Source organism: Citrobacter sp. RHBSTW-00017, assembly GCF_013797615.1.
GTDB lineage: Bacteria > Pseudomonadota > Gammaproteobacteria > Enterobacterales > Enterobacteriaceae > Citrobacter > Citrobacter braakii.
This window is the reverse complement of sequence record NZ_CP056899.1, coordinates 3,553,462-3,575,277: the sequence shown is the minus strand read 5'-3', so window position 1 is coordinate 3,575,277 and position 21,816 is coordinate 3,553,462. Positions and strand designations below refer to the sequence as shown.

23 protein-coding genes and 1 pseudogene are annotated in these 21,816 nt (G+C 51.6%); 6 read left to right on the top strand and 18 right to left on the bottom strand.

What is annotated here, in order from left to right; translation table 11 throughout:
* Window positions 1–113 precede the first annotated feature (113 nt).
* Complete coding sequence (dcuC, locus tag HV037_RS17415) at window positions 114–1,496, bottom strand: anaerobic C4-dicarboxylate transporter DcuC (RefSeq protein WP_103283616.1); 1,383 nt, start codon at window positions 1,494–1,496, stop codon at window positions 114–116.
* A gap of 451 nt (window positions 1,497–1,947) precedes the next feature.
* Here dcuC and pagP point away from each other — a divergent pair, with 451 nt between their 5' ends.
* Both pagP and cspE read left to right on the top strand, forming a co-directional pair.
* A complete protein-coding gene (gene pagP, locus HV037_RS17410) occupies window positions 1,948–2,511 on the top strand; it encodes a lipid IV(A) palmitoyltransferase PagP (protein ID WP_016155963.1) in 564 nt (187 codons plus the stop codon).
* 189 nt (window positions 2,512–2,700) lie between these two features.
* Window positions 2,701–2,910 (top strand): transcription antiterminator/RNA stability regulator CspE, encoded by a 210-nt coding sequence (cspE, locus tag HV037_RS17405; protein WP_000034825.1) that lies wholly within the window; start codon window positions 2,701–2,703, stop codon window positions 2,908–2,910.
* 51 nt (window positions 2,911–2,961) lie between these two features.
* Here the strand turns inward: cspE and crcB are convergent, their stop codons facing one another.
* Complete coding sequence (gene crcB, locus HV037_RS17400) at window positions 2,962–3,345, bottom strand: fluoride efflux transporter CrcB (RefSeq protein ID WP_003831281.1); 384 nt, start codon at window positions 3,343–3,345, stop codon at window positions 2,962–2,964.
* 90 nt (window positions 3,346–3,435) lie between these two features.
* Between crcB and HV037_RS17395 the strand changes: the two genes are divergently transcribed.
* Window positions 3,436–4,224: a deaminated glutathione amidase gene (locus HV037_RS17395; protein WP_046274586.1), complete on the top strand. Its 789-nt coding sequence runs from the start codon at window positions 3,436–3,438 to the stop codon at window positions 4,222–4,224.
* Window positions 4,225–4,352: 128 nt separating this feature from the next.
* A complete protein-coding gene (tatE, locus tag HV037_RS17390; protein ID WP_016152230.1) occupies window positions 4,353–4,556 on the top strand; it encodes a twin-arginine translocase subunit TatE in 204 nt (67 codons plus the stop codon).
* 77 nt (window positions 4,557–4,633) lie between these two features.
* Here the strand turns inward: tatE and lipA are convergent, their stop codons facing one another.
* The 10 genes from lipA to HV037_RS17340 form a co-directional block, all read right to left on the bottom strand.
* A complete protein-coding gene (gene lipA, locus HV037_RS17385) occupies window positions 4,634–5,599 on the bottom strand; it encodes a lipoyl synthase (RefSeq protein ID WP_003022702.1) in 966 nt (321 codons plus the stop codon).
* Between the two features lie 206 nt (window positions 5,600–5,805).
* Window positions 5,806–6,447 (bottom strand): lipoyl(octanoyl) transferase LipB, encoded by a 642-nt coding sequence (gene lipB / locus HV037_RS17380; RefSeq protein WP_181500118.1) that lies wholly within the window; start codon window positions 6,445–6,447, stop codon window positions 5,806–5,808.
* 96 nt (window positions 6,448–6,543) lie between these two features.
* On the bottom strand, window positions 6,544–6,807 hold the full coding sequence (gene ybeD, locus HV037_RS17375; RefSeq protein ID WP_003022706.1) for a DUF493 family protein YbeD: 264 nt from the start codon (window positions 6,805–6,807) through the stop codon (window positions 6,544–6,546).
* A 106-nt stretch (window positions 6,808–6,913) separates the two neighbouring features.
* Entirely contained in the window at window positions 6,914–8,125 is a 1,212-nt protein-coding gene (gene dacA / locus HV037_RS17370) for a D-alanyl-D-alanine carboxypeptidase DacA (protein ID WP_003022711.1), read from the bottom strand.
* 142 nt (window positions 8,126–8,267) lie between these two features.
* Window positions 8,268–9,377, bottom strand: coding sequence for an endolytic peptidoglycan transglycosylase RlpA (rlpA, locus tag HV037_RS17365; RefSeq protein ID WP_046274587.1), 1,110 nt, complete (start codon window positions 9,375–9,377; stop codon window positions 8,268–8,270).
* A 10-nt stretch (window positions 9,378–9,387) separates the two neighbouring features.
* On the bottom strand, window positions 9,388–10,500 hold the full coding sequence (mrdB, locus tag HV037_RS17360; protein WP_006685529.1) for a peptidoglycan glycosyltransferase MrdB: 1,113 nt from the start codon (window positions 10,498–10,500) through the stop codon (window positions 9,388–9,390).
* A gap of 2 nt (window positions 10,501–10,502) precedes the next feature.
* The gene (gene mrdA, locus HV037_RS17355) at window positions 10,503–12,404 is read right to left on the bottom strand and encodes a peptidoglycan DD-transpeptidase MrdA (RefSeq protein ID WP_016152233.1); all 1,902 of its coding nucleotides are present in this window, start codon (window positions 12,402–12,404) and stop codon (window positions 10,503–10,505) included.
* A gap of 30 nt (window positions 12,405–12,434) precedes the next feature.
* Complete coding sequence (gene rlmH, locus HV037_RS17350; protein ID WP_003022725.1) at window positions 12,435–12,902, bottom strand: 23S rRNA (pseudouridine(1915)-N(3))-methyltransferase RlmH; 468 nt, start codon at window positions 12,900–12,902, stop codon at window positions 12,435–12,437.
* A 3-nt stretch (window positions 12,903–12,905) separates the two neighbouring features.
* The gene (gene rsfS / locus HV037_RS17345) at window positions 12,906–13,223 is read right to left on the bottom strand and encodes a ribosome silencing factor (protein WP_003022728.1); all 318 of its coding nucleotides are present in this window, start codon (window positions 13,221–13,223) and stop codon (window positions 12,906–12,908) included.
* A gap of 254 nt (window positions 13,224–13,477) precedes the next feature.
* On the bottom strand, window positions 13,478–14,089 hold the full coding sequence (locus HV037_RS17340; RefSeq protein WP_016155967.1) for an adenosylcobalamin/alpha-ribazole phosphatase: 612 nt from the start codon (window positions 14,087–14,089) through the stop codon (window positions 13,478–13,480).
* 96 nt (window positions 14,090–14,185) lie between these two features.
* Between HV037_RS17340 and cobD the strand changes: the two genes are divergently transcribed.
* Window positions 14,186–15,280, top strand: a complete 1,095-nt coding sequence (cobD, locus tag HV037_RS17335; RefSeq protein ID WP_047415139.1) for a threonine-phosphate decarboxylase CobD — start codon at window positions 14,186–14,188, stop codon at window positions 15,278–15,280.
* On the opposite strand, the gene nadD is transcribed toward cobD, so the two are convergent.
* From nadD to leuS, 4 genes are read right to left on the bottom strand one after another with little or no spacing between them, the layout of a single operon-like run.
* Window positions 15,255–15,896 (bottom strand): nicotinate-nucleotide adenylyltransferase, encoded by a 642-nt coding sequence (gene nadD / locus HV037_RS17330; RefSeq protein WP_049259746.1) that lies wholly within the window; start codon window positions 15,894–15,896, stop codon window positions 15,255–15,257. The genes cobD and nadD overlap by 26 nt on opposite strands.
* Window position 15,897: 1 nt before the next feature.
* Window positions 15,898–16,929, bottom strand: coding sequence for a DNA polymerase III subunit delta (gene holA / locus HV037_RS17325; protein ID WP_047415141.1), 1,032 nt, complete (start codon window positions 16,927–16,929; stop codon window positions 15,898–15,900).
* Window positions 16,929–17,522, bottom strand: a complete 594-nt coding sequence (gene lptE / locus HV037_RS17320) for an LPS assembly lipoprotein LptE (RefSeq protein ID WP_016152238.1) — start codon at window positions 17,520–17,522, stop codon at window positions 16,929–16,931. The genes holA and lptE overlap by 1 nt, the downstream gene beginning before the upstream one ends.
* Window positions 17,523–17,536: 14 nt before the next feature.
* Complete coding sequence (gene leuS, locus HV037_RS17315) at window positions 17,537–20,119, bottom strand: leucine--tRNA ligase (protein ID WP_103283618.1); 2,583 nt, start codon at window positions 20,117–20,119, stop codon at window positions 17,537–17,539.
* 235 nt (window positions 20,120–20,354) lie between these two features.
* Between leuS and HV037_RS17310 the strand changes: the two genes are divergently transcribed.
* A complete protein-coding gene (locus HV037_RS17310) occupies window positions 20,355–20,837 on the top strand; it encodes a zinc ribbon-containing protein (RefSeq protein WP_003022748.1) in 483 nt (160 codons plus the stop codon).
* 49 nt (window positions 20,838–20,886) lie between these two features.
* Here HV037_RS17310 and HV037_RS17305 read toward each other — a convergent pair.
* Both HV037_RS17305 and HV037_RS17300 read right to left on the bottom strand, forming a co-directional pair.
* A pseudogene (locus HV037_RS17305) lies at window positions 20,887–21,078 on the bottom strand (type VI secretion system tube protein Hcp); the annotation flags it as partial.
* 194 nt (window positions 21,079–21,272) lie between these two features.
* Window positions 21,273–21,578, bottom strand: coding sequence for a hypothetical protein (locus tag HV037_RS17300; protein ID WP_172860558.1), 306 nt, complete (start codon window positions 21,576–21,578; stop codon window positions 21,273–21,275).
* Window positions 21,579–21,816: the final 238 nt, after the last annotated feature.

Sequence of the window (21,816 nt, the reverse complement as noted above, 5' to 3'; positions counted from 1 at the left end):
CGTGAAGAAACCCCAGTCACATAATTATCTATGGTACTGGGGATGTCTTCACTTGCCGCCTTGATGCTGCTTAAATGATTTTGCGTATCAAGGTCAGATACTGACAGTTATTGTTAACCGCCAATCAGGGCGGACGTCGCCGGCACCATCACTTCAGTTGCGATAATCACAACCAGCAGTCCAACCAGAACCGGAACCGAGGTACGTTTCACTACTTCGAACGGAGAGATCTTTGCCATCCCTGCGACAGCGACAACCACACCGGAGACCGGAGAGATTGTGCGTCCAAGGTTTGATGCCTGCAGCATCGGGATAGCAAGGTAAGCCGGGTTAATGCCAGAAGAGTGCGCCAGTTTCGGGATCATCTCAACGAAGGCATAGAACGGTGCGTTACCGGACCCCGTGGTCATTGCTGCCAGCATAGTCAGGATCACCAGTACCAGCATCAGAATAATGCTCGCGGAGCCAAACGAGGTGGCGATAGAAATCAGACTCTGAATAAAGCCGATTGTGCTCAGACCCTGGGCAAAAACGCCCGCCGCGACTAACAGCATCACCACGTTAGCAAAGGCATCCGCCATACCACGGTAGGCGACTTCCAGACCCGAGAAAACCTTCTGGGTGTTGAATCCTCGTACGAACTCCAGTACAGCAGCGATGAGCATGCACAGCACCAGAATCGTAATGATATGCAGCTGTGGGCTCCATTTTCCATCGAAAATCAGGACACCAACGATCGGGGTAAATGGCAAGATGGCGTAAAACGACGGGGCGGTAGTGGTAATTTCAGCCACATCTAACATTTCATGAGAAATGTTCTCTTTTTTATCCAGATAACGCTGCCAGAAAAAGTGGGCAATCGCCATAGCAATGATGGCGGCAATGGAAATTGGTAGCGTGGTTTTAAACGCGAAATCGATCAGCGGCATTTCCGCGGCTTTTGCAGCCAGCACTACATCACCGGATGTTGGCGAAAGAATAATAGCGGCTGGGGAGGCGCAAATGGCCGCTGCGGCGCCACGGCTAATCCCAACGTTGACCATGACCGGGAACAATGTCGCCATCAGCAATACGCCCAGACCGGTTGCTGAAGAGACCGCCAGGGACATCAGGCAGGCGACAAAATAGGCGGCAATCATAAGCAGATAAGGTGAATTGATATACTGCAGCGGCTTAGAGGCCAGCTTAACCACCATATCATTCGCGCCAATATGCGTCATGTAGGCGGCAAAACCACACAGCATCATAATCATCATGCCGAGATCGCCGCCACGGCTCATCAGCAAAATTTTAATATATTCAACAATGTCTGTTGCCGTATAGCCCGTCGTTGCCGCGCTAGACGGCAAAACTTTATGGCCCATCAACGCACTGATTATCAGCAAAACCAGACCGCCGACAAACAGTACGCCTGTCGCGGAATAACCTTTAATGATGTAGCGCGCTACACCCACAATAACCACAACTCCAATAAGGAGTTCAATAAATGTCAACATTGTTTCCCCTGTCGCATTGCTGCCCAGAAAGTTAAAAAACTAAAAAAAGTAAAAAGTGGTGACAGAATGTGCCTAATAAACCGATAACTCTTGCTGATTGAAATCAATAAAAATACGGATTCAAGCGATGGCTAAGCCGTTTTTTCAGCATCGCGATTAAAAAAAGAATATCACAATAAAAAACTGTGAAGCGCAGCGTTGGTGTGTGTGTTTTGTGGTGACATTGATGCTTTATTGTTAATTTATTGTGATGTTATTTAACTCTCGCCGCAGGAAAGCACAATTTATTGGCAATAAAGAGAAAATAGTTCCTATGAAATGGCTCAGTAAATAAAGGGGTAGGTTATAGGCTGAGGAATATTCTGATTTTTTATTTGCGCATTTTTGTTAAGCTGACATTAAGGTTGGGTTTGCTAAAATTAATAATAAATCCCAGGATGGTAATTAAGTTGTGATTTTCGCTAAACGATATTTTCTCATTTTTTCATTTATTTTTATTCAGTTAGCTTTCACTTCCCAGGCTGCTGCTGAAGATAAAGGCTGGTTTGCTACTTTTAAAGATAATGTCAGTGAAACCTGGCAGCAGCCGGAACATTATGATCTGTATGTACCTGCTATTACCTGGCATGCGCGTTTTGCCTACGATAAAGAAAAAACGGATCGCTACAATGAACGGCCGTGGGGTGCAGGATTTGGTCAATCCCGTTGGGATGATAAAGGTAACTGGCACGGACTTTATATCATGGCGTTTAAGGATTCCTACAATAAATGGGAACCCATTGGCGGCTATGGCTGGGAAAAAACCTGGCGACCGCTGGCTGATGAAAACTTCCATACAGGTCTCGGCTTTACCGCCGGTTTCACCGCGCGTGATAACTGGAACTACATTCCGGTACCGGTGCTGTTACCGCTGGCATCAATTGGTTATGGTCCGGCAACGTTTCAGATGACCTACATTCCTGGAACGTATAACAACGGCAACGTCTACTTTGCGTGGATGCGGTTCCAGTTTTGATGGACTACCTGTATTGTCAGGTGGTTTATTGGAAAGCCTTTTAAAAACATAGTGATAGGAAGTTTAACTGAAAAATAACGCGACATTTATCACTTTTTGATAAAGTTCGACTGGACAAAGTGCACCACAATTGTTGTACTGATACCCGACACAGCATTTGTGTCTATTTTTCATGTAAAGGTAATTTTGATGTCTAAGATTAAAGGTAACGTTAAGTGGTTTAATGAGTCCAAAGGATTCGGTTTCATTACTCCGGAAGATGGCAGCAAAGATGTGTTCGTACACTTCTCTGCAATCCAGACCAATGGTTTTAAAACTCTGGCTGAAGGTCAGCGTGTAGAGTTCGAAATCACTAACGGTGCCAAAGGCCCTTCTGCTGCAAACGTAATCGCTCTGTAAGCATACGACAGCAAGCATTCAAAACCCGCTTAATTGCGGGTTTTTTTCGCTTCAATGTGCGGGAGAGGCAGATACCAACCAGAATGCCAGGGCGGTCATCGCGAATGATCCCAACAGATTAACCAGTACATTCACCATAGCCCAACCAAAGCGTCCTTCCTGCAGTAAAAACACTACCTCAGCAGAGAAAGTGGAAAACGTTGTCAGTCCCCCGCAAAAGCCAGTAGTAATCAGCACCTTCCACATTGGGTCAATATTTGTCATGCGATTAAACCATGCCAGACCCATACCAATGATAAATGCGCCAAGTAAGTTTGCAGCCAGCGTACCGAATGGAATGGCCTGATGCAGCGGGTTAAACCGCATACTCAACATCCATCTTGCTACGCTACCTGTGCCACCACCGATAAAAACTGCTAAAAGGAGTTGTAACACTGCGTAATCCTGCTATTTGATTGTATAGAGGGTGAGTGTAACGCTGAATAATTGTTGTTGGCGAGCCTAACAAAGTTTTCTGGAGGGAATATGTTCGTTGCAGCAGGGCAATTTGCCGTGGGACCTTCATGGGAAAAAAATGCAGAAACCTGCGCCTTACTGATGTCTCAGGCTGCAGGAGATGGGGCGTCGCTACTGGTATTACCGGAGGCATTGTTGGCGCGTGACGATTTAGACCCTGACCTGTCAGTGAAATCAGCTCAGCTTTTGGAAGGCGGGTTTCTGACGCATTTGTTGCGAGAAAGCGCACAAAATGAGATGACGACAATCCTGACGATTCATGTTCCCTCTGTGCCAGGTCGGGCATTTAACATGCTGGTGGCGCTACGGGCTGGTCGGGTAGTGGCCCATTACGCTAAATTACATCTCTATGACGCCTTTTCGATTCAGGAGTCACGTAATGTCGATGCAGGGGACGCCATAGCGCCGCTGCTGGACGTAGGCGGATTAAAAGTAGGGCTAATGACCTGCTATGACCTGCGCTTCCCTGAGCTGGCGCTGGCGCACGCGTTGCAGGGGGCTGAGATTCTCGTTTTACCTGCGGCTTGGGTGCGGGGATCGTTAAAAGAGCATCACTGGGCCACGCTTTTGGCGGCAAGAGCGCTGGATGCCACGTGTTATCTGGTTGCGGCTGGAGAGTGCGGTAACAAGAATATCGGCCAAAGCCGGGTCATCGATCCCTTTGGCGTGACTATTGCGGCGGCGGCTGAAACGCCCGCGCTCATTATGGCCGAGGTTTCCGCCGAGCGGGTCAGGCAGGTCAGGGCACAACTTCCGGTGTTAAGTAACCGACGCTTTGCGCCACCGCAATTATTATGACGTTTTTTTAAACAAGGCTTGATTCACCTTGTTACAGATTGCTATTGTGTGCGCGCGTCGAAAGGCCGTTAATATTCTCAGGTTAATATGGCGCTTTATGTAGCCTGGTTTAAGTCAAGAAGGTATCTATGGGTGAGATTAGTATTACCAAACTGCTGGTGGTTGCCGCACTGGTTGTTCTGCTGTTTGGTACCAAGAAGTTACGTACTCTGGGTGGAGACCTGGGGACGGCAATCAAGGGCTTCAAGAAAGCAATGAACGACGATAATGCCGATGCCAAGAAAGAGGCTGATGGTAGCGTTCAGGCTGAGAAGCTTTCTCATAAAGAGTAATACTGCAAACTCTGCATGAAAAAAAACCGGCGATTTGCCGGTTTTTTATTGCTGATATGTAAGTGAGTATTACACGATTACTTCACTTCCAGCCCTTTGGCCTGCATGTCAGCATGGTATGAAGAGCGCACGAATGGACCGCAAGCAGCGTGGGTAAAGCCCATAGCCATGGCTTCTGCTTTCATCTCATCGAACTCATCCGGGCTTACATAGCGTTGAACCGGGAGGTGATGGCGGCTTGGCTGTAAATACTGCCCCAGCGTCAGCATGGTCACGCCATGGCTGCGCAGGTCGCGCATAACCTCAATGATTTCAGCATTGGTTTCACCCAGACCCACCATCAGACCCGATTTGGTCGGAATCTCCGGGTGCGCTTCCTTGAAGCGTTCCAGAAGCTTCAGCGACCAGTTGTAGTCAGCCCCAGGGCGTACATTACGATAAATACGCGGTACGTTTTCGAGGTTGTGATTAAACACGTCCGGCGGCGTGGCTGTGAGGATATCCAGCGCGCGATCCATACGGCCACGGAAGTCAGGCACCAGCGTTTCGATTTTAATCGACGGGCTTTTCTCACGAATCGCGGTGATGCAGTCAGCAAAGTGCTGAGCGCCGCCGTCACGCAGATCGTCGCGGTCAACGGAGGTAATCACGACATAGCGCAGCGCCATGTCCGCAATCGTCTGAGCCAGTTTTAACGGCTCGTTGGCGTCAGGAGCAACCGGACGGCCATGGGCAACGTCACAGAATGGGCAACGGCGAGTACAGATTGCGCCGAGGATCATAAAGGTTGCTGTTCCGTGATTGAAACATTCAGCCAGGTTAGGGCAGGAAGCTTCTTCGCAGACAGAGTGCAGGCCATTTTTGCGCATTGCCGCTTTGATGCCCTGGATGCGAGTGGAGTCCGCTGGCAGTTTTATTTTCATCCATTCCGGTTTACGCAGCAGGGCTTCACGCTCTGTTGCCACATTTTTTACCGGGATAAGAGCCATCTTATCGGCATCGCGGTATTTAACACCGCGTTCCATCACAATGGGTTTACTCATAGCTTGCGTGTTCCAGTTGCGAATTACGAAGGAAAGCGTTTCAATTCAAGGGAATGTTGCATTTATCAACTATTTTTGAATTAGTGATACGCAGTATATCATTGAAACGGGCCAGAAAGCAGCCTGACAGGCTGGCAAAATGTAAAATAGTTGTTGTTTTGTGCCATTTGCCACAACATATGCCGTGGCAAAGTATGACCGTATTTTCAGCCCGCAATGTACTCGTGCGGTGGGTTACCCAACAGCGCGAAGATGTTGGCCAGCAGGCGGGGGCGAATGCTCTCGGTCGTGGCCGTGCTATCCCACTGCGATACTTTCGCCATCTCCATCCCGGCATAACCGCAAGGATTGATTCGCAGGAAAGGTGACAAGTCCATATCCACGTTGAGCGCTAAGCCGTGAAATGAACATCCTTTACGGATACGTAATCCCAAAGAGCAGATTTTCTTCTCACCCACGTATACGCCAGGCGCATCGGCTCGCGGGTGGGCGTCAATGCCTATTTCCGCAAGGGTATTCACGACGGTTTGCTCCAGCAACGTAACCAGTTCGCGCACGCCAAGTTTACGACGCTTCAGGTTCAACAGCACATACATGACCTGTTGGCCTGGCCCGTGGTAGGTCACCTGACCGCCACGATCGCTCTGGATCACCGGAATATCTCCCGGCATCAATACGTGCTCAGCTTTACCTGCCTGACCCTGGGTGAAGACAGGATAATGCTCTACCAGCCAGATTTCATCATGACTGTTTTCATCACGGGTATCGGTAAATTCATGCATGGCCAGAGAGACTGGCTCGTAAGGTTGAAGACCGAGCTGGCGGACCAGAATTTTAACCTGATACAAAACGGCATCTCCGTAGAGAATGTTAAAGAGGGGAAAAGTATATCACAGGGGGGAGGGGTTACCCGAGCGGGGATGCAGCGGGTAACCGACAGGTTTTTACAGCACCATGCGTACGATATCGATATTGCCTAATTCTTCGTACAGCGTTTCAACCTGCTCAATGTGTGTAGCAGTGATGGTGATTGAGACCGAGTGGTAGTTGCCTTTGCTGCTCGGTTTTACCGTCGGAGAGTAATCACCTGGCGCATGGCGCTGTACCACTTCAACCACCTGATCAACCAGCTCAGGCAACGCCTGCCCCATTACTTTGTAAGTAAATGGAGTAGGGAATTCAAGCAGTTCGTTAAGTTTGGTTTTCATGTCAGCTCCGGCGTTACATCAAAAAATAATAACTCCCACTGCGCGTGGGAGTTATCTGGATACCTAGTATATGGGGACGTAAATCACACTTTCAAGTGTTCGATTTTTAGCCAAACCAGTGATGGAACATTAATTTAATGTAATCAATGATTTTCCCAAAGAAGTTGCCTTCAGGGATTTCCTGCAGCACCACCAGCGGGCGCTGTTCAATGGTTTTGCCATCCAACTGGAAGTTGATAGTGCCGACAACCTGGTTTTTCTGCAGCGGGGCGTGCAGTTCAGTGGTGTTCAACACATAGCTGGCTTTCAGGTCTTTCATGCGGCCGCGCGGAATGGTCAGGTAGACGTCTTTATCAACGCCTAACGACGCACGATCGGTGTTACCAAACCAGGCGGGTTCTGAGGCAAATTCTTTACCCACTTTCAACGGGTTCACGGTTTCGAAGAAACGAAAGCCCCAGGTCAGCAGTTTTTTACTTTCTGTTTCTCGGCCTTTATAGGTGCGACCACCCATAACGGCGGAGATCAGACGCATCTGGCCTTCGGTTGCGGATGCAACGAGGTTATAGCCAGCCTTATCGGTGTGACCAGTTTTGATACCGTCGACATTCAGGCTGTTATCCCACAGCAGGCCGTTACGGTTTAACTGACGAATGCCGTTAAAGGTGAACTCTTTTTCTTTATAGATAGAGTATTCGTTAGGCACGTCGCGAATCAGAGCCTGACCAATCATCGCCATGTCGCGAGCCGAGCTGTACTGACCGTCAGCATCGAGACCATGAACGGTCTGGAAGTGGGTGTTTTTCAGGCCCAGCGCATTCACATAGCTGTTCATCAGGCCGACGAAAGCATCCTGGCTACCGGCTGCGAAGTCTGCCATCGCCACGCACGCGTCGTTTCCGGATTGCAGGTTAATACCACGGATCAGCTGAGAAACAGGAACCTGCATGCCAGGCTTGAGGAACATCAGCGATGAACCTTTGAAGACCGGGTTGCCCGTAGCCCATGCGTCATTGCCGACGGTGACCAGATCGGTTTCTTTGAATTTCCCGGCTTTCATCGCCTGGCCGATGACGTAGCTGGTCATCATTTTGGTCAGACTGGCGGGGTCGCGGCGAGTGTCTGCGTTCTGTTCTGCCAGAACTTTACCTGAATTGTAATCAATCAGGATATACGACTCCGCATCGATCTGCGGAACACCCGGGATCATGGTTTTAATATTCAGGTCATCGGCATGGGCAGCAGAGAGAGAGGCTGCGCAGAGAGCCGCGGTGAGCGCCATACGCTGCACGAAACGAGCGGAAAAAGTGGTCTTCATGGTCTGAACTACGACGTCCGTGATGAAATTAAAAAAAGTGCCCTACTATAGCAAATGCATAACTGGCAGGCATCTGACTTTCCGCGTGACTTTGTTAATGTCATTTACAGAAACTGACAGTTCAGATACCTGATTTACGTTATTACACGCCGGTGATGAAGGACTGTAATTGCGCCTCGGATTGAAGACGCTGCTGCAATGTGGAGGCTTCAGCTTTGCTGGCAAACGGCCCCATCTGGATACGCCAGACTGCGCCGTTTTGTACCACCCGGCCAGGAACGCCAAACTGCTGGCTTAAACGCTTTTGATACTGCTGCGCGCGCGACTGCTCGCTGACTGCGCCAACCTGAACCACATAGCGTCCGTTGGCAGTTGCCGCAGGCGCAGGGGCTGTGACGGCTGCTGGTGTTGTTGCCGGCGCGGTTGACGTGACCGGTGCGGTGGTTGTCGATTGCGGCGCCGGAGTCGGCTCGCTGCTTTCCAGCACGCCTGATGCGAGCGTGGTTGGCGCACCGAGGAATCCACTGCTGTTTACTGGCGCACCGGTTGGGTCATCGCTTTTCAGCGTGGAATTGCTGATCGGACGAATATCGCCTTGCGGCTGACCTGCATCCGATGGCGAAGGCATGCTTCCCATATTGCCGCCACCGCTTAAATCAGGACGCGCAGGCAAGGCATAAGTTTGTTTCGCGACCGTGGTACAAGCCATACCCGGTCCGGACAATGAACCATCCTGGGCGACGATGATTGGGTCGATACGCACTTTAGTGTTGTTGGAGGTGTTCAGACGATCGGCTGCGGCGCGCGAAAGTGAAATCACGCGATCGTTGCCATAAGGCCCGCGATCGTTAATGCGCACGACGATCATCCTGCCGTTCGCCAGATTGGTAATTCTGGCATAGCTGGGGACAGGCAGCGTCGGATGCGCAGCGGTCAGCTGCATCGGGTCGAACGCTTCGCCAGACGCGGTTAAGTTGCTTCCTGGTTCCGCATCATAGATAGCGGCAAGTCCGGCCTGGCTAAAGCGGGAGGGATCCTGCACGATTTTGTAGCTTTTACCATCACGCTGGTAGTCCTGATTCGCCGTTGGGTTCAGGGGTTCAAAGCGCGGATCGGCCCCGCTGATTTCAACAATCGGACCATTACACACCGCAGGCTGCGGCGCGACAGCAACCTGTTGCTGACCATCATCACTCGAACACGCCGCGAGCATTCCTGCTGCGATGCAGATACCAAGCCACTGCTTACGCATTGCGTACCCCTTACACGCTTTTCGACAACATTTTTCTATGGGTGTGGATCGACATAACAATCCCGAACCCGGCCATCAGCACGATAAGTGCCGAGCCTCCGTAACTGACCAGTGGGAGTGGAACCCCAACCACGGGCAGAATACCGCTCACCATACCAATATTTACGAAGACATAAACGAATAATATCAACATTAAGCCACCCGCCATGACGCGACCAAAGGTAGTTTGCGCGCGGGCAGCGATCCATAATCCGCGCATAATCAGCAAAATGTAGAGCGTCAACAGAATCAAGATCCCCACCAGACCCAGCTCTTCCGCTAAGACAGCAAAGATAAAGTCGGTGTGGCGTTCGGGTAAAAACTCAAGCTGCGATTGTGTACCATGCAGCCAGCCTTTGCCGCGTAACCCGCCGGAGCCAATAGCAATTTTAGACTGAATTATGTGATAACCCGCGCCCAGCGGATCGGTTTCCGGGTCGAGCAGCATCATGACGCGCTGACGCTGGTAATCATGCATCAAGAAGAACCACAGTATCGGGATAAACGCCGCGACCAGAACCACCGCAACGCCGATTAAGCGCCAGCTCAAACCAGAAAGGAACAAGACAAACAGACCGGAAAGGGCGACCAGAATTGAAGTGCCGAGGTCTGGTTGGGCGGCGACCAGCAGCGTGGGCATAAAAATCAGCACCAGCGCAATGGCGGTATTTTTTAGCGATGGTGGGCAAACGTCACGGTTAATAAAGCGCGCAACCATCAGCGGCACGGCGATTTTGGCAATTTCAGAAGGCTGAAAACGCACGATACCCAAATCCAGCCAGCGCTGCGCACCTTTGGAAATGGCGCCGAAGGCGTCTACCGCCACCAACAGAATGATGCAAAAGATATAGAGATAGGGCGCCCAGCCCTCATACACCCGGGGGGGAATTTGCGCCATCACTACCATGATGACCAGGCCCATTGCGATCTGGCCGACTTTGCGCTCCATCATGCCAATATCCTGGCCGCTGGCGCTCCAGATGACCAGTGAGCTGTAAACCAGCAGAGCCAGCAAAATAAGCAACATTGTGGGATCGATGTGGATTTTGTCCCAGAATGTTTTTTTGTTCGGATTATCCGTCACGATTATTGGTCCTCCGCTGCTGCAACCGCTGGGTTTTCCGCAGGCAGATTGGTGTTGTTGTCGCCCAACATAATATGGTCAAGGATCTGGCGCATAATGGTACCCACCGCCGGACCCGCACCGCCGTTTTCAAGGATCATGGCGACAGCGACCTGGGGTTTATCATAGGGGGCGAAGGCCGTCATCAGCTTGTGGTCACGTAAACGCTCGGCGATCTTATGCGCGTTATAGGTTTCATTAGCTTTCAGGCCAAAGACCTGCGCGGTACCGGATTTCGCCGCAATTTTGTAAGGCGCGCCAGCAAAATACTTATGCGCAGTTCCGTTAGGGCGGTTCGCAACACCGTACATACCGTCTTTCGCGATTTCCCAGTAACCAGAATGAATATCGCCAACGGGTGGTTCGTGTGGCTGTACCCACGGCACCTGCTTGCCGTTTTCTGCCGTGCTCATCAGCAGATGCGGGACTTTTATCAAACCGTCGTTGATAAGGATCATCAGCGCTTTACTCATCTGGATTGGGGTTGCTGTCCAGTAACCCTGGCCGATGCCGACGGGAATGGTATCACCCTGATACCATGGCTTTTTAAACCGTTTTTGCTTCCACTCGCGGGTTGGCATATTGCCGGAGCGCTCTTCGGCAAGATCGATGCCCGTATATTTGCCGTAGCCAAATTTGCTCATCCACTCTGAAAGCCGGTCAATCCCCATATCATAGGCGATTTGATAGAAAAACGTATCCGCGGACTCTTCCAGTGAGCGGGTGATGTTCAGATGGCCGTGCCCCCACTTTTTCCAGTCGCGGTAACGTTTTTCAGAGCCCGGTAGCTGCCACCAGCCCGGATCGAACAGGCCGGTATTGCGGGTGATGACGCCTGCGCTTAACGCAGAAACCGCAACGTAAGGTTTAACCGTCGAAGCAGGGGGGTAAACACCCTGTGTGGCGCGGTTAACCAAGGGGGTGTTCGGGTCATTGAGCAACCCGGAGTAATCTTTACTGGAGATACCATCCACGAACAGATTCGGGTCATAGCTCGGCATAGATACCAGCGCCAGAACGCCACCGGTACGCGGGTCGGTAACCACCACGGCGGCACGACTGCCCGCCAGCAGCGTTTCAATATACTGCTGGAGTTTCAAATCAAGGGTGAGATAGATATCGTGCCCGGCCTGCGGCGCTACTTCTTTCAGCTGGCGAATGACGCGGCCGCGGTTGTTCACTTCAACTTCTTCATACCCGGTTTGGCCGTGAAGCACGTCCTCATAATAACGTTCAATACCCAGCTTGCCGATGTCATGCGTTGCCGCGTAGTTAGCCAGTTTGCCGTCTTTGTCCAGGCGGTCTACGTCTTTATCGTTGATCTTCGATACGTAGCCAATTACGTGGGTCAGCGCAGAGCCGTATGGGTAATAGCGGCGTTTATAGCCTTTAACTTCGACCCCAGGAAAGCGATATTGATTCACGGCAAAGCGTGCGACCTGAACTTCAGTCAGGTTGGTTTTTACCGGAATTGAGGTGAAACGGTGTGAACGGGCGCGCTCTTTTTTAAAGGCAGCAATATCGTCGTCCGTCAGGTCTACGACGTTACGCAGCGCGTCGAGGGTATCCTGAATGTTGTCTACCTTTTCCGGCATCATTTCTATCTGATAAATGGTGCGGTTAAGGGCGAGAGGAATTCCGTTGCGGTCATAAATGATGCCGCGACTCGGCGCGATAGGCACCAGTTTGATGCGGTTTTCGTTCGAACGGGTCTGATAATCAGTGAAGCGAACGATTTGCAGATTATAAAGGTTGGCGATCAGCACGCCGGTTAGCAGCAAAATCCCCAAAAAAGCGACCAGCGCCCGGCGCACAAACAGCGCGGACTCAGCCGAATAGTCGCGAAAAGAATTCTGTAGTTTCATCCGCTGCTTAATCTACTCAAGAATCAATGATCACTCACGGTGATAAGGATGGTTGGTGGTAATGCTCCACGCCCTGTACAGACTCTCCGCAACCAGAACCCGAACAAGAGGGTGTGGAAGGGTTAATGCAGAGAGTGACCAGCTTTGTTCCGCTGCGGCTTTACAGGCAGGAGAGAGACCTTCCGGCCCGCCAATTAACAGACTGACGTCACGACCGTCCAGTTTCCAGCGCTCCAGTTCGGTCGCCAGCTGCGGCGTGTCCCAGGGTTTACCCGGGATATCAAGGGTGACGATGCGGTTTTTGCCTGCGGCAGCCAGCATCTGCTCACCCTCTTTGTCGAGAATGCGTTTAATGTCCGCGTTCTTGCCGCGCTTTCCTGCCGGGATTTCGATCAGCTCAAAGGGCATATCTTTCGGAAACCGACGGAGATACTCGGTAAATCCGGTTTGTACCCAGTCAGGCATTTTCGTACCCACAGCGACAAGTTGCAGCTTCACGCATTAACTCCAGAGTTTTTCCAGTTCATACAGGCGACGACTCTCTTCCTGCATCACGTGGACAATCACATCGCCGAGGTCAACGACGATCCAGTCAGCGACATTCTCGCCTTCCACGCCGAGCGGCAGCAGGCCAGCAGTGCGGGACTCCTGGACCACGTGGTCTGCAATAGACATAACGTGACGGCTGGATGTACCGGTGCAGATAATCATGCAATCAGTGATGCTGGATTTGCCCTGAACGTCTAAGGCGATGATGTCTTGACCTTTCAGGTCATCAATTTTGTCGATTACAAAATCCTGGAGTGCTTTACCCTGCAAGTGTTCCCCCTGGGTGAAAAGAGTTAAAAACGTCTGTTAGTATACCTGAACCAGAGGCGATATCGGGACAAATGTCTCCGAATGCGCTTGTGAAGTGCGCTATCATCCCACCCCACGCCACAGAATGCATCGCCATTTTTGTAAAACAATTTCTGCAAAGCTCTGAAGGGCGGGAAAAGTCAGGCTGCGGAGAATAACAGCCTGTCATGGGGTGTCAATGGGAGAGAGGCCCTTCGGCATAAAAAACAGCGCTTTCACTCCCCGTCGCGCCATACGGCCCGGCTGTTAAGCACTTTCAGAACCGCAAAATCGTCACAAAAATCAATTGCGCTCCAGCAGCCTTGTTCGACGCGGAAATGCCACATTGCCGCAGCGGGCATGGACAGCAGACGGGCGATCAACACGCTCAGCACGCCTTGATGACTCACCACCAGCAGATTTTGGCACGCTTTATAATCAGCAAGCTGGGCAATGAAACGTTCCACTCGCTGGGAAAACGTCTGAAAACCTTCGCCATTGGTGGGCGTCGCATTCTGCCAGTCGTTACACCACACGGCGTAATTTTCGGCGTCTTCGCGCGCCAGATCGCGATGGTGACGCATTTCCCAGTCACCAAAAAACATCTCATTAAGCTCAGGCATGTTGCGCACAGGAACTTCACGTTCTGCCAGAATCAACTGCGTTGTATGGCGGGCGCGTTCCAGTTCGCTGCACAGAACGTTGTCGACAGGGACATTGCGTAACAGCGTACCCAGCGTTTGCGCCTGAGCGATCCCCCGTTCCGTTAGCGGTGTGGGGGCGTGGCCGCTATATAAACCAGCGACATTGGCTTCGGTTTCGCCATGACGTACTAACCAGAGTCTCATGTTTTCCTCGTGAGGCTATTCGCACAAAATATGATGTTTGCCCTGATTGCGCAGTGATTTTTCACTAAAATACCCTTTTTTACGTGGAGCGGCACGATGTCTTTATTGAAGAGCGCACATGGCGGTAACACCCGAGAAGCCGCCGAATTGTTGGGCATCTTGCCTGAGCAGTTGCTGGATTTTAGCGCGAATATTAACCCGCTGGGTATGCCAGTAAGTTTAAAACGGGCGATTATCGACAATCTGGACTGCACGGAGCGTTACCCGGATGTCGATTACGCGCAACTGCATGCCGCGCTGGCGGAGCATCATCAAATTCCGTCCTCGTGGATCCTGGCCGGGAACGGTGAAACCGAATCCATTTTTACCCTGGTGCATGGCCTGAAGCCACGCCACGCGATGATCGTGACGCCCGGGTTTGCGGAATATCGTCGGGCGCTGCAATGGGGAGAGTGTACGATCCATGAGTTTGCGCTGTGCGAAGACGATGGCTGGCAGCTTACCGATGCGATCCTCGATGCGTTAACGCCTGAGCTGGACTGCCTGTTTCTCTGTACGCCCAATAATCCCACCGGGTTGTTGCCCGAAACCCGCCTGCTGCGTGAAATTGCCACGCGTTGTGAGTCGCTGGGGATCGCCCTGATCCTTGATGAAGCGTTTATCGATTTTATTGCCGGGGAGTCGGGGTTTATCCCGTTACTGCACGAGAACCCGCATATTTGGGTGCTGCGTTCGCTCACCAAGTTCTATGCGATCCCGGGACTGCGCCTGGGGTATCTGGTCAACAGTAACGAACAGGCGGTTGCACAGATGCGCAACCAACAAATGCCGTGGTCAATTAATGCGTTTGCTGCCCTGGCAGGCGAGATTATCTTACGCGATAGCGCATATCAGCGGGCGACGTGGAAATGGCTGGAACAAGAGGGGGAGCGGTTTGATCAACAACTGCAAGATCTGCCCGGCCTGACGGCGTATCCCGGCCGGGCAAATTATCGTTTATTACGCTGCGATCGTGCGGATATGGATCTGCAACTTGCGTTGCTGAAACAACATGTCTTGATTCGCAGTTGCGCCAATTATCCGGGGCTGGATGCGCGCTATTATCGGGTAGCCGTTCGCAGCCAGGAAGAGAATAACCGCCTGCTGACGGCCTTACGCAAGGCGCTTAGCGGTACAGTCCCTGTTGATTGATATAGTCAAGCACCGCGTCTGGCATCAGGTCGTCGCACGGCTCGCCCTTTTCCAGGCGCTCACGGATGAGCGTGGCAGAGATGTTAAACCACGGCGTTTCGGCCAGGTAAATTTTCCCGCAAGGCAGGTTGTGCAGGTCATCTGCTGAATGGGTCAGATGATCCTCCAGCCATTGCTGGTGTTTTTCCTGTGCCATTTCGAGTGGATAGCCCGGACGTCGGCACACGATGAGGTGGGTATTACCCAGAATCGTGTGGTAGTCATGCCAGGAAGGGAAGGTAAGCAGCGAATCCTGACCAATGATAAACGCTAACGGCACGTTCGGGCCTTGCTCCTCGCGCCACTCTTTTAGCGTTTGCGCGGTGTAGGAGGCGGTATCGCGTTTCAGCTCGCGTTCATCCAGGGAAAACAGCGGCTTATCAGCAATGGCCAGTTCAACCATACGCTTACGTTGCTCAGCGGACGCTTCGGGCTGCGCACGATGTGGCGGCACGTTATTGGGCATGATGATGACCCGGGAAAGGCCAATCAGATTCGCCAGAATTTCAACCGGTTTAAGATGACCGTAATGCACCGGATCAAAGGTGCCACCGAACAAAGCCTGCAATGATTTCATATCAACCATCAATAAAAACATCGGCCAGCGATTTATGACAGAGCAAAAGGGAAAGCCCCTCAAGTTCCGCCCACACTGACTGACCATAGTCTTGTTTAAGCGTAATTTCCGTACGCGTTAAAAGCGTCACAGCCTGACGCAGTTGCGCCGGGTTCAGCCGGTTTAGCGCATCTCCCATCATGCCCCGGCGATTTTGCCACACCCGGTGTTTATCAAACAACGTGCGCAAAGGCGTATGGGTCGACTGCCGTTTTAAGTTAACCAGCAACAGTAACTCACGCTGGATCGTACGCAGCAAAATAACCGGCTCGCTACCTTCCAGGCGTAGCTGCTGCAGAATGTGCAGCGCGCGTTTGCTTTTGCCCATCAGCAGCGCGTCTACCCAGTGGAATGGGGTAAAGTGCGCGGCATCGTTAACCGCTTTCTCTACACGAGGCAGCGTTAGTTTGCCGTCAGGCCAAAGCAACGCTAATCGTTCCAGCGCTTGCGCCAGTGCTAACAAATTACCTTCATAGCAATAGCACAAAAGCTGATTGGCTGCGTCATCCAGTTGCAGGTTGTTAAGTTTCGCCCTGGCGGCAACCCAGCGAGGAAGCTGTGCTTGTTCCGGCGTCTGACAGCTTACCTGAACCGCGTTATTTGCAAGCCCCGTATACCATGCGGCGTTTTCCTGTGCCCTGGTGAGTTTGTTGCCGCGAACTATCAGCAGCAGATCGTCATGTAACAGAGTGACGAGTGACGCGAGCTGTTCATTAATGGCGGCATTAGGGCCATTTTCAGGCAACTGCAGAAGCAGGGTTTGACGGCTGGCAAACAGGCTCATCGCCTGGCAGAGTGAAAAAATCTCTCCCCAGTCGGTGCTGTTGTCCAGAGTGAAGGCGTGGTGTTCTTCGAATCCTTGCGTTGCGGCAGCCTGACGGATGGCATCCTGGCTTTCCTGCAATAAGAGGGGATCGTTGCCCAAGAGTAAATACGCCGCGCGCAGCCCTTCATTGAGCTGTGCGCGGAGTTGTTCAGGGTACAACTTGAGCATCAGTTACCCAGCGTGGTGGAGACACGCGCCGGAGATGACGCAGGCGCTGCGGTTTTATTCACCGCAGGCTCAGCATCAGCATTGGATGACTGAGTATCGGCCAGATGTACGCTTGGCAGCTTACGAATCAACTGTTCAGCCGCTTTGTCATACATCTCTTTTATGATCATGTCCTGCTCGTTATCCTTCGCCAGTGCAGCCTGCGGGTTGTCAAAGAACGAACGATAAACTTTGGCGCTGATTGGGTAAATATCATGACCTGGAATCAGCACAGTAGCACTTACGGACATCACCATCTGGTATTCAGCCGTTTGACCGTTCTGGAATACCGATGCCGTATCTTGCGAAAGGCTGACCGCACCCAGACGTAAGGACGTCACATCTTTACGCATGGTACCGTCTTCAAGCAGCGTAACGCCGTTCAGACGCAGCTGATTACGCACCGCGCGGCTTAACGGGCCGTTCGGATCGCCAGAGTTCAGGATCATGGTTTTCATTGAGGGTGGAACCTGCGTAGTACTACGCAGATGCCAGCCACACCCGGCGGTGACAAGCACCGCCAGCGATAACAACAATGTTGTCAGAAGTCGCACGCTTCCTCCCGCGCTTAGCCAACGACCAGATTGAGGAGTTTACCCGGTACATAAATCACTTTACGTACGGTAACGCCATCAAGATATTTTGCCACCAGATGCTCCTGGCCAGCACGTACACGAACCTGCTCTTCAGTGGCGTTTACCGGAACGGTGATTTTGCCACGTACTTTGCCGTTTACCTGAACCACAACCAGCGTTGAGTCTTCAACCATTGCTGCTTCGTCCGCCACCGGCCACGGCGCGTTGTCGATATCGCCTTCGCCTTTCAGCGCCTGCCACAGGGTGAAGCAAACGTGTGGGGTGAACGGGTTGAGCATGCGTACAACAGCCAGCAACGCTTCCTGCATCAGGGCTCTGTCCTGCTCGTCTGCCTGCGGTGCTTTCGCCAGCTTGTTCATCAGCTCCATAATCGCCGCAATCGCGGTGTTAAAGGTCTGACGACGACCGATATCATCGGTGACTTTAGCAATGGTTTTATGCACGTCGCGACGCAGCGCTTTTTGATCTTCGCTCAACACATCAACGTTCAGGGCAGCAACATCTCCCTGGGACGTATGTTCGTAAACCAGTTTCCAGACACGTTTCAGGAAGCGGTTCGCCCCTTCAACGCCGGATTCCTGCCATTCCAGCGTCATATCAGCCGGAGAAGCGAACATCATGAACAGACGTACGGTGTCGGCGCCGTAGCGTTCAACCATGACCTGCGGGTCGATACCGTTATTTTTCGACTTGGACATCTTGCTCATGCCGGTATACACCAGTTCATGGCCTTCTGCGTCCTTAGCCTTAACGATACGACCTTTTTCGTCACGCTCAACGATGGCATCAACCGGAGAAACCCAGTTACGTTCGCCGTTGGCGCCAACGTAGTAGAACGCATCGGCCAGAACCATCCCCTGACACAGCAGCTGTTTAGCTGGTTCATCAGAGTTGACCATGCCTGCGTCGCGCATCAGTTTGTGGAAGAAGCGGAAGTAGAGCAGGTGCATGATGGCGTGTTCAATACCGCCAATGTAGATATCAACTGGCAGCCAGTAGTTCGCCGCGTCGGAATCCAGCATACCTTCCTGATACTGCGGGCAGGTGTAGCGCGCGTAGTACCAGGACGACTCCATAAAGGTATCGAAGGTGTCAGTTTCACGCAGCGCAGGCATACCGTTAACGGTGGTTTTCGCCCACTCCGGATCGGCTTTGATTGGGCTGGTAATGCCGTCCATGACTACGTCTTCCGGCAAAATAACCGGCAGTTGGTCTTCTGGCGTTGGCAGGACGGTACCGTCTTCCAGCGTCACCATCGGAATCGGCGCGCCCCAGTAACGCTGACGGGAAACACCCCAGTCACGCAGACGATAGTTAACTTTACGCTCACCCACGCCTTTAGCTACCAGCTTGTCAGCAATAGCGTTGAAGGCCGCTTCGAAGTCGAGGCCGTCAAACTCACCGGAGTTAAACAGCACGCCTTTTTCGGTCAGCGCTTGTTCAGACAGATCCGGCTCTGCGCCTTCAGCAGTCAGAATTACCGGCTTGATGGTCAGGCCATATTTGGTCGCAAATTCGTAATCGCGCTGATCGTGACCCGGAACGGCCATAACTGCGCCTGTACCGTATTCCATCAGCACGAAGTTTGCCGCCCAAACCGGGATCTCTTCGCCAGTCAGCGGGTGAACGGCTTTGAAACCAGTGTCGACGCCTTTCTTCTCCATGGTCGCCATTTCGGCTTCAGCAACCTTGGTGTTGCGGCATTCGTCAATGAAGGCAGCCAGTTCTGGGTTATTTTCAGCGGCTTTCTGCGCCAGCGGATGACCTGCAGCAACGGCCAGGTAGGTCGCACCCATAAAGGTGTCCGGGCGTGTGGTGTAGACGGTCAGCGTGTTGTCGTAACCGTTCACATCGAAGGTGATTTCCACGCCTTCAGAGCGGCCAATCCAGTTGCGCTGCATCGTTTTCACGGTGTCAGGCCAGTGATCCAGATTATCCAGGTCGCGCAGCAGTTCGTCAGCGTAAGCGGTGATTTTGATGAACCACTGCGGGATCTCTTTACGCTCAACTTTGGTATCGCAACGCCAGCAGCAGCCGTCGATAACCTGTTCGTTCGCCAGTACGGTCTGGTCGTTTGGGCACCAGTTAACGGCAGACGTTTTCTTGTACACCAGCCCTTTTTTGTACAGCTCGGTGAAGAACTTCTGTTCCCAGCGGTAGTATTCCGGGGTGCAGGTCGCCAGCTCACGGCTCCAGTCGTAACCGAAACCCAGCATTTTGAGCTGGTTTTTCATGTAAGCGATGTTGTCGTACGTCCAAGGCGCGGGGGCGGTATTGTTTTTGACCGCTGCACCTTCCGCCGGCAGACCGAACGCATCCCAGCCGATTGGCTGTAATACGTTTTTGCCCAGCATGCGCTGATAGCGGGCAATCACGTCGCCGATGGTGTAGTTACGGACGTGGCCCATGTGTAGTCGACCAGAAGGATAGGGAAGCATAGACAGGCAGTAATACTTCTCTTTGCTCTCGTCTTCGGTAACTTCAAATGTGCGCTTCTCATCCCAGTGAAGCTGTACTTTGGATTCTATCTCTTCCGGGCGGTATTGCTCTTGCATGGCAGCCAGTGGTCCTGTTTTCAATACAGCTACAAACGTAGCTCTAGATGTGGTGTTTTAGATCCGCATAGCATAGCCCAAACGCCCGCGCCAAAACAGCCTTTCGCGCATTCAACGTTGAATTCCCGTAAGGATAATTCTTGCACGAATTTACACACTCTGTGGACAGTCTTGCAAAGCGTAGCGTAAATAACGTCTATTATTATAGACAGTTAACGACCCAGGAGGCGAAGCGATGAACAAGGTTGCTCAATATTACCGTGAACTGGTGGCTTCACTGAGTGAACGCCTGCGTAATGGCGAACGCGATATTGATGCGTTGGTGGAACAGGCGCGTCAGCGCGTTATGCAGACCGGGGAGTTAACGCGCACCGAGGTGGAAGAGCTCACCCGGGCCGTCAGACGCGACCTGGAAGAGTTTGCTCTGAGCTATGAAGAAAGCCTCGATGAGGAGACCGACAGCGTCTTTATGCGGGTAATCAAAGAGAGTATCTGGCAGGAACTGGCCGATATTACCGATAAAACGCAGCTCGAATGGCGCGAAGTGTTCCAGGACCTCAGCCATCACGGGGTTTATCACAGCGGCGAGGTGGTCGGGTTGGGCAATCTGGTGTGCGAGAAGTGCCACTTCCATTTAGCGGTGTACACTCCTGATGTGCTGCCGCTATGCCCGAAATGCGGACACGATCAGTTCCAGCGTCGACCGTTTGAGCCGTGATTTTCACCTGAGAGCCGCTAACGCGGCTCTGTGAGGGATTGCGAATGTGTTACGCCACAACGCGTTGATTCCACGCATCCGTATAGATGATATTTCCATCGCAATGCTTCCATGTGATGCTTTCATAGCGTAGCAGAATGGTTTCAAGATGTGTCCCGGTTGAAGCTCCAGGATAAAGATCTGCGGTAATGGATGTGATTTTCACATTGTTTAGAATGATATTAAAATACTCCTTTTCCATATAAATATATAATATTGGGTTATTTGAATTTTTCGAATTTTTCTGTAATGAACGGATAAAACCAAAAAATAGCAATAATACTGATGAGCATTAGCTCCCACCAGTATTCAGGAAATAAATATAACCAGAGCACGGCAAAAACTATCAAGATTGCTGGGAGTACAAGGTTATATAGTACAACTGATATTAGACTCTTAAACATCGAATCTTTCCATGATTTCGTCGGCAAGCTGATCGAGGTTAGAATAGACACCATCATGAACTTTCTGAATTATTTCTGAAAGAGCTGGCTCAACGAAGTAATAGAGCATCTCCAGCTTTGCTTGGTAAAGAATCCAATAATAACTTGGATCTATTGCTTTCTGTGCCCGGGCTGCCATAGCTGCTTTTTGCTGAAACCCATAGACCTGCAGAAGATAAACGCCAACTGGCATTTTACCAGCCAGTTTTCGCGCAACGGCTTTTGACAGAAACGCTGACTGTGCAATAGCTTCCGCCATAGCTGAGGCTACAGTAAACCGTGTACATCGTATTTGTGAATCCATTCTCAATATATATAGATAACTGCCTGTCATTCTGAAATCTTACCCTGAGATAATCTGAAGCATTCATTCAATGTTCCTCTGATTTGTTGTGCCGGATGTTGCATGATACATTAATCTGCTGGGGGATTTATTCAGTATTACCTGACAAATTAATGAAGTAACGCAGTATTCACGTTCGCTATTAGCTAAGGAA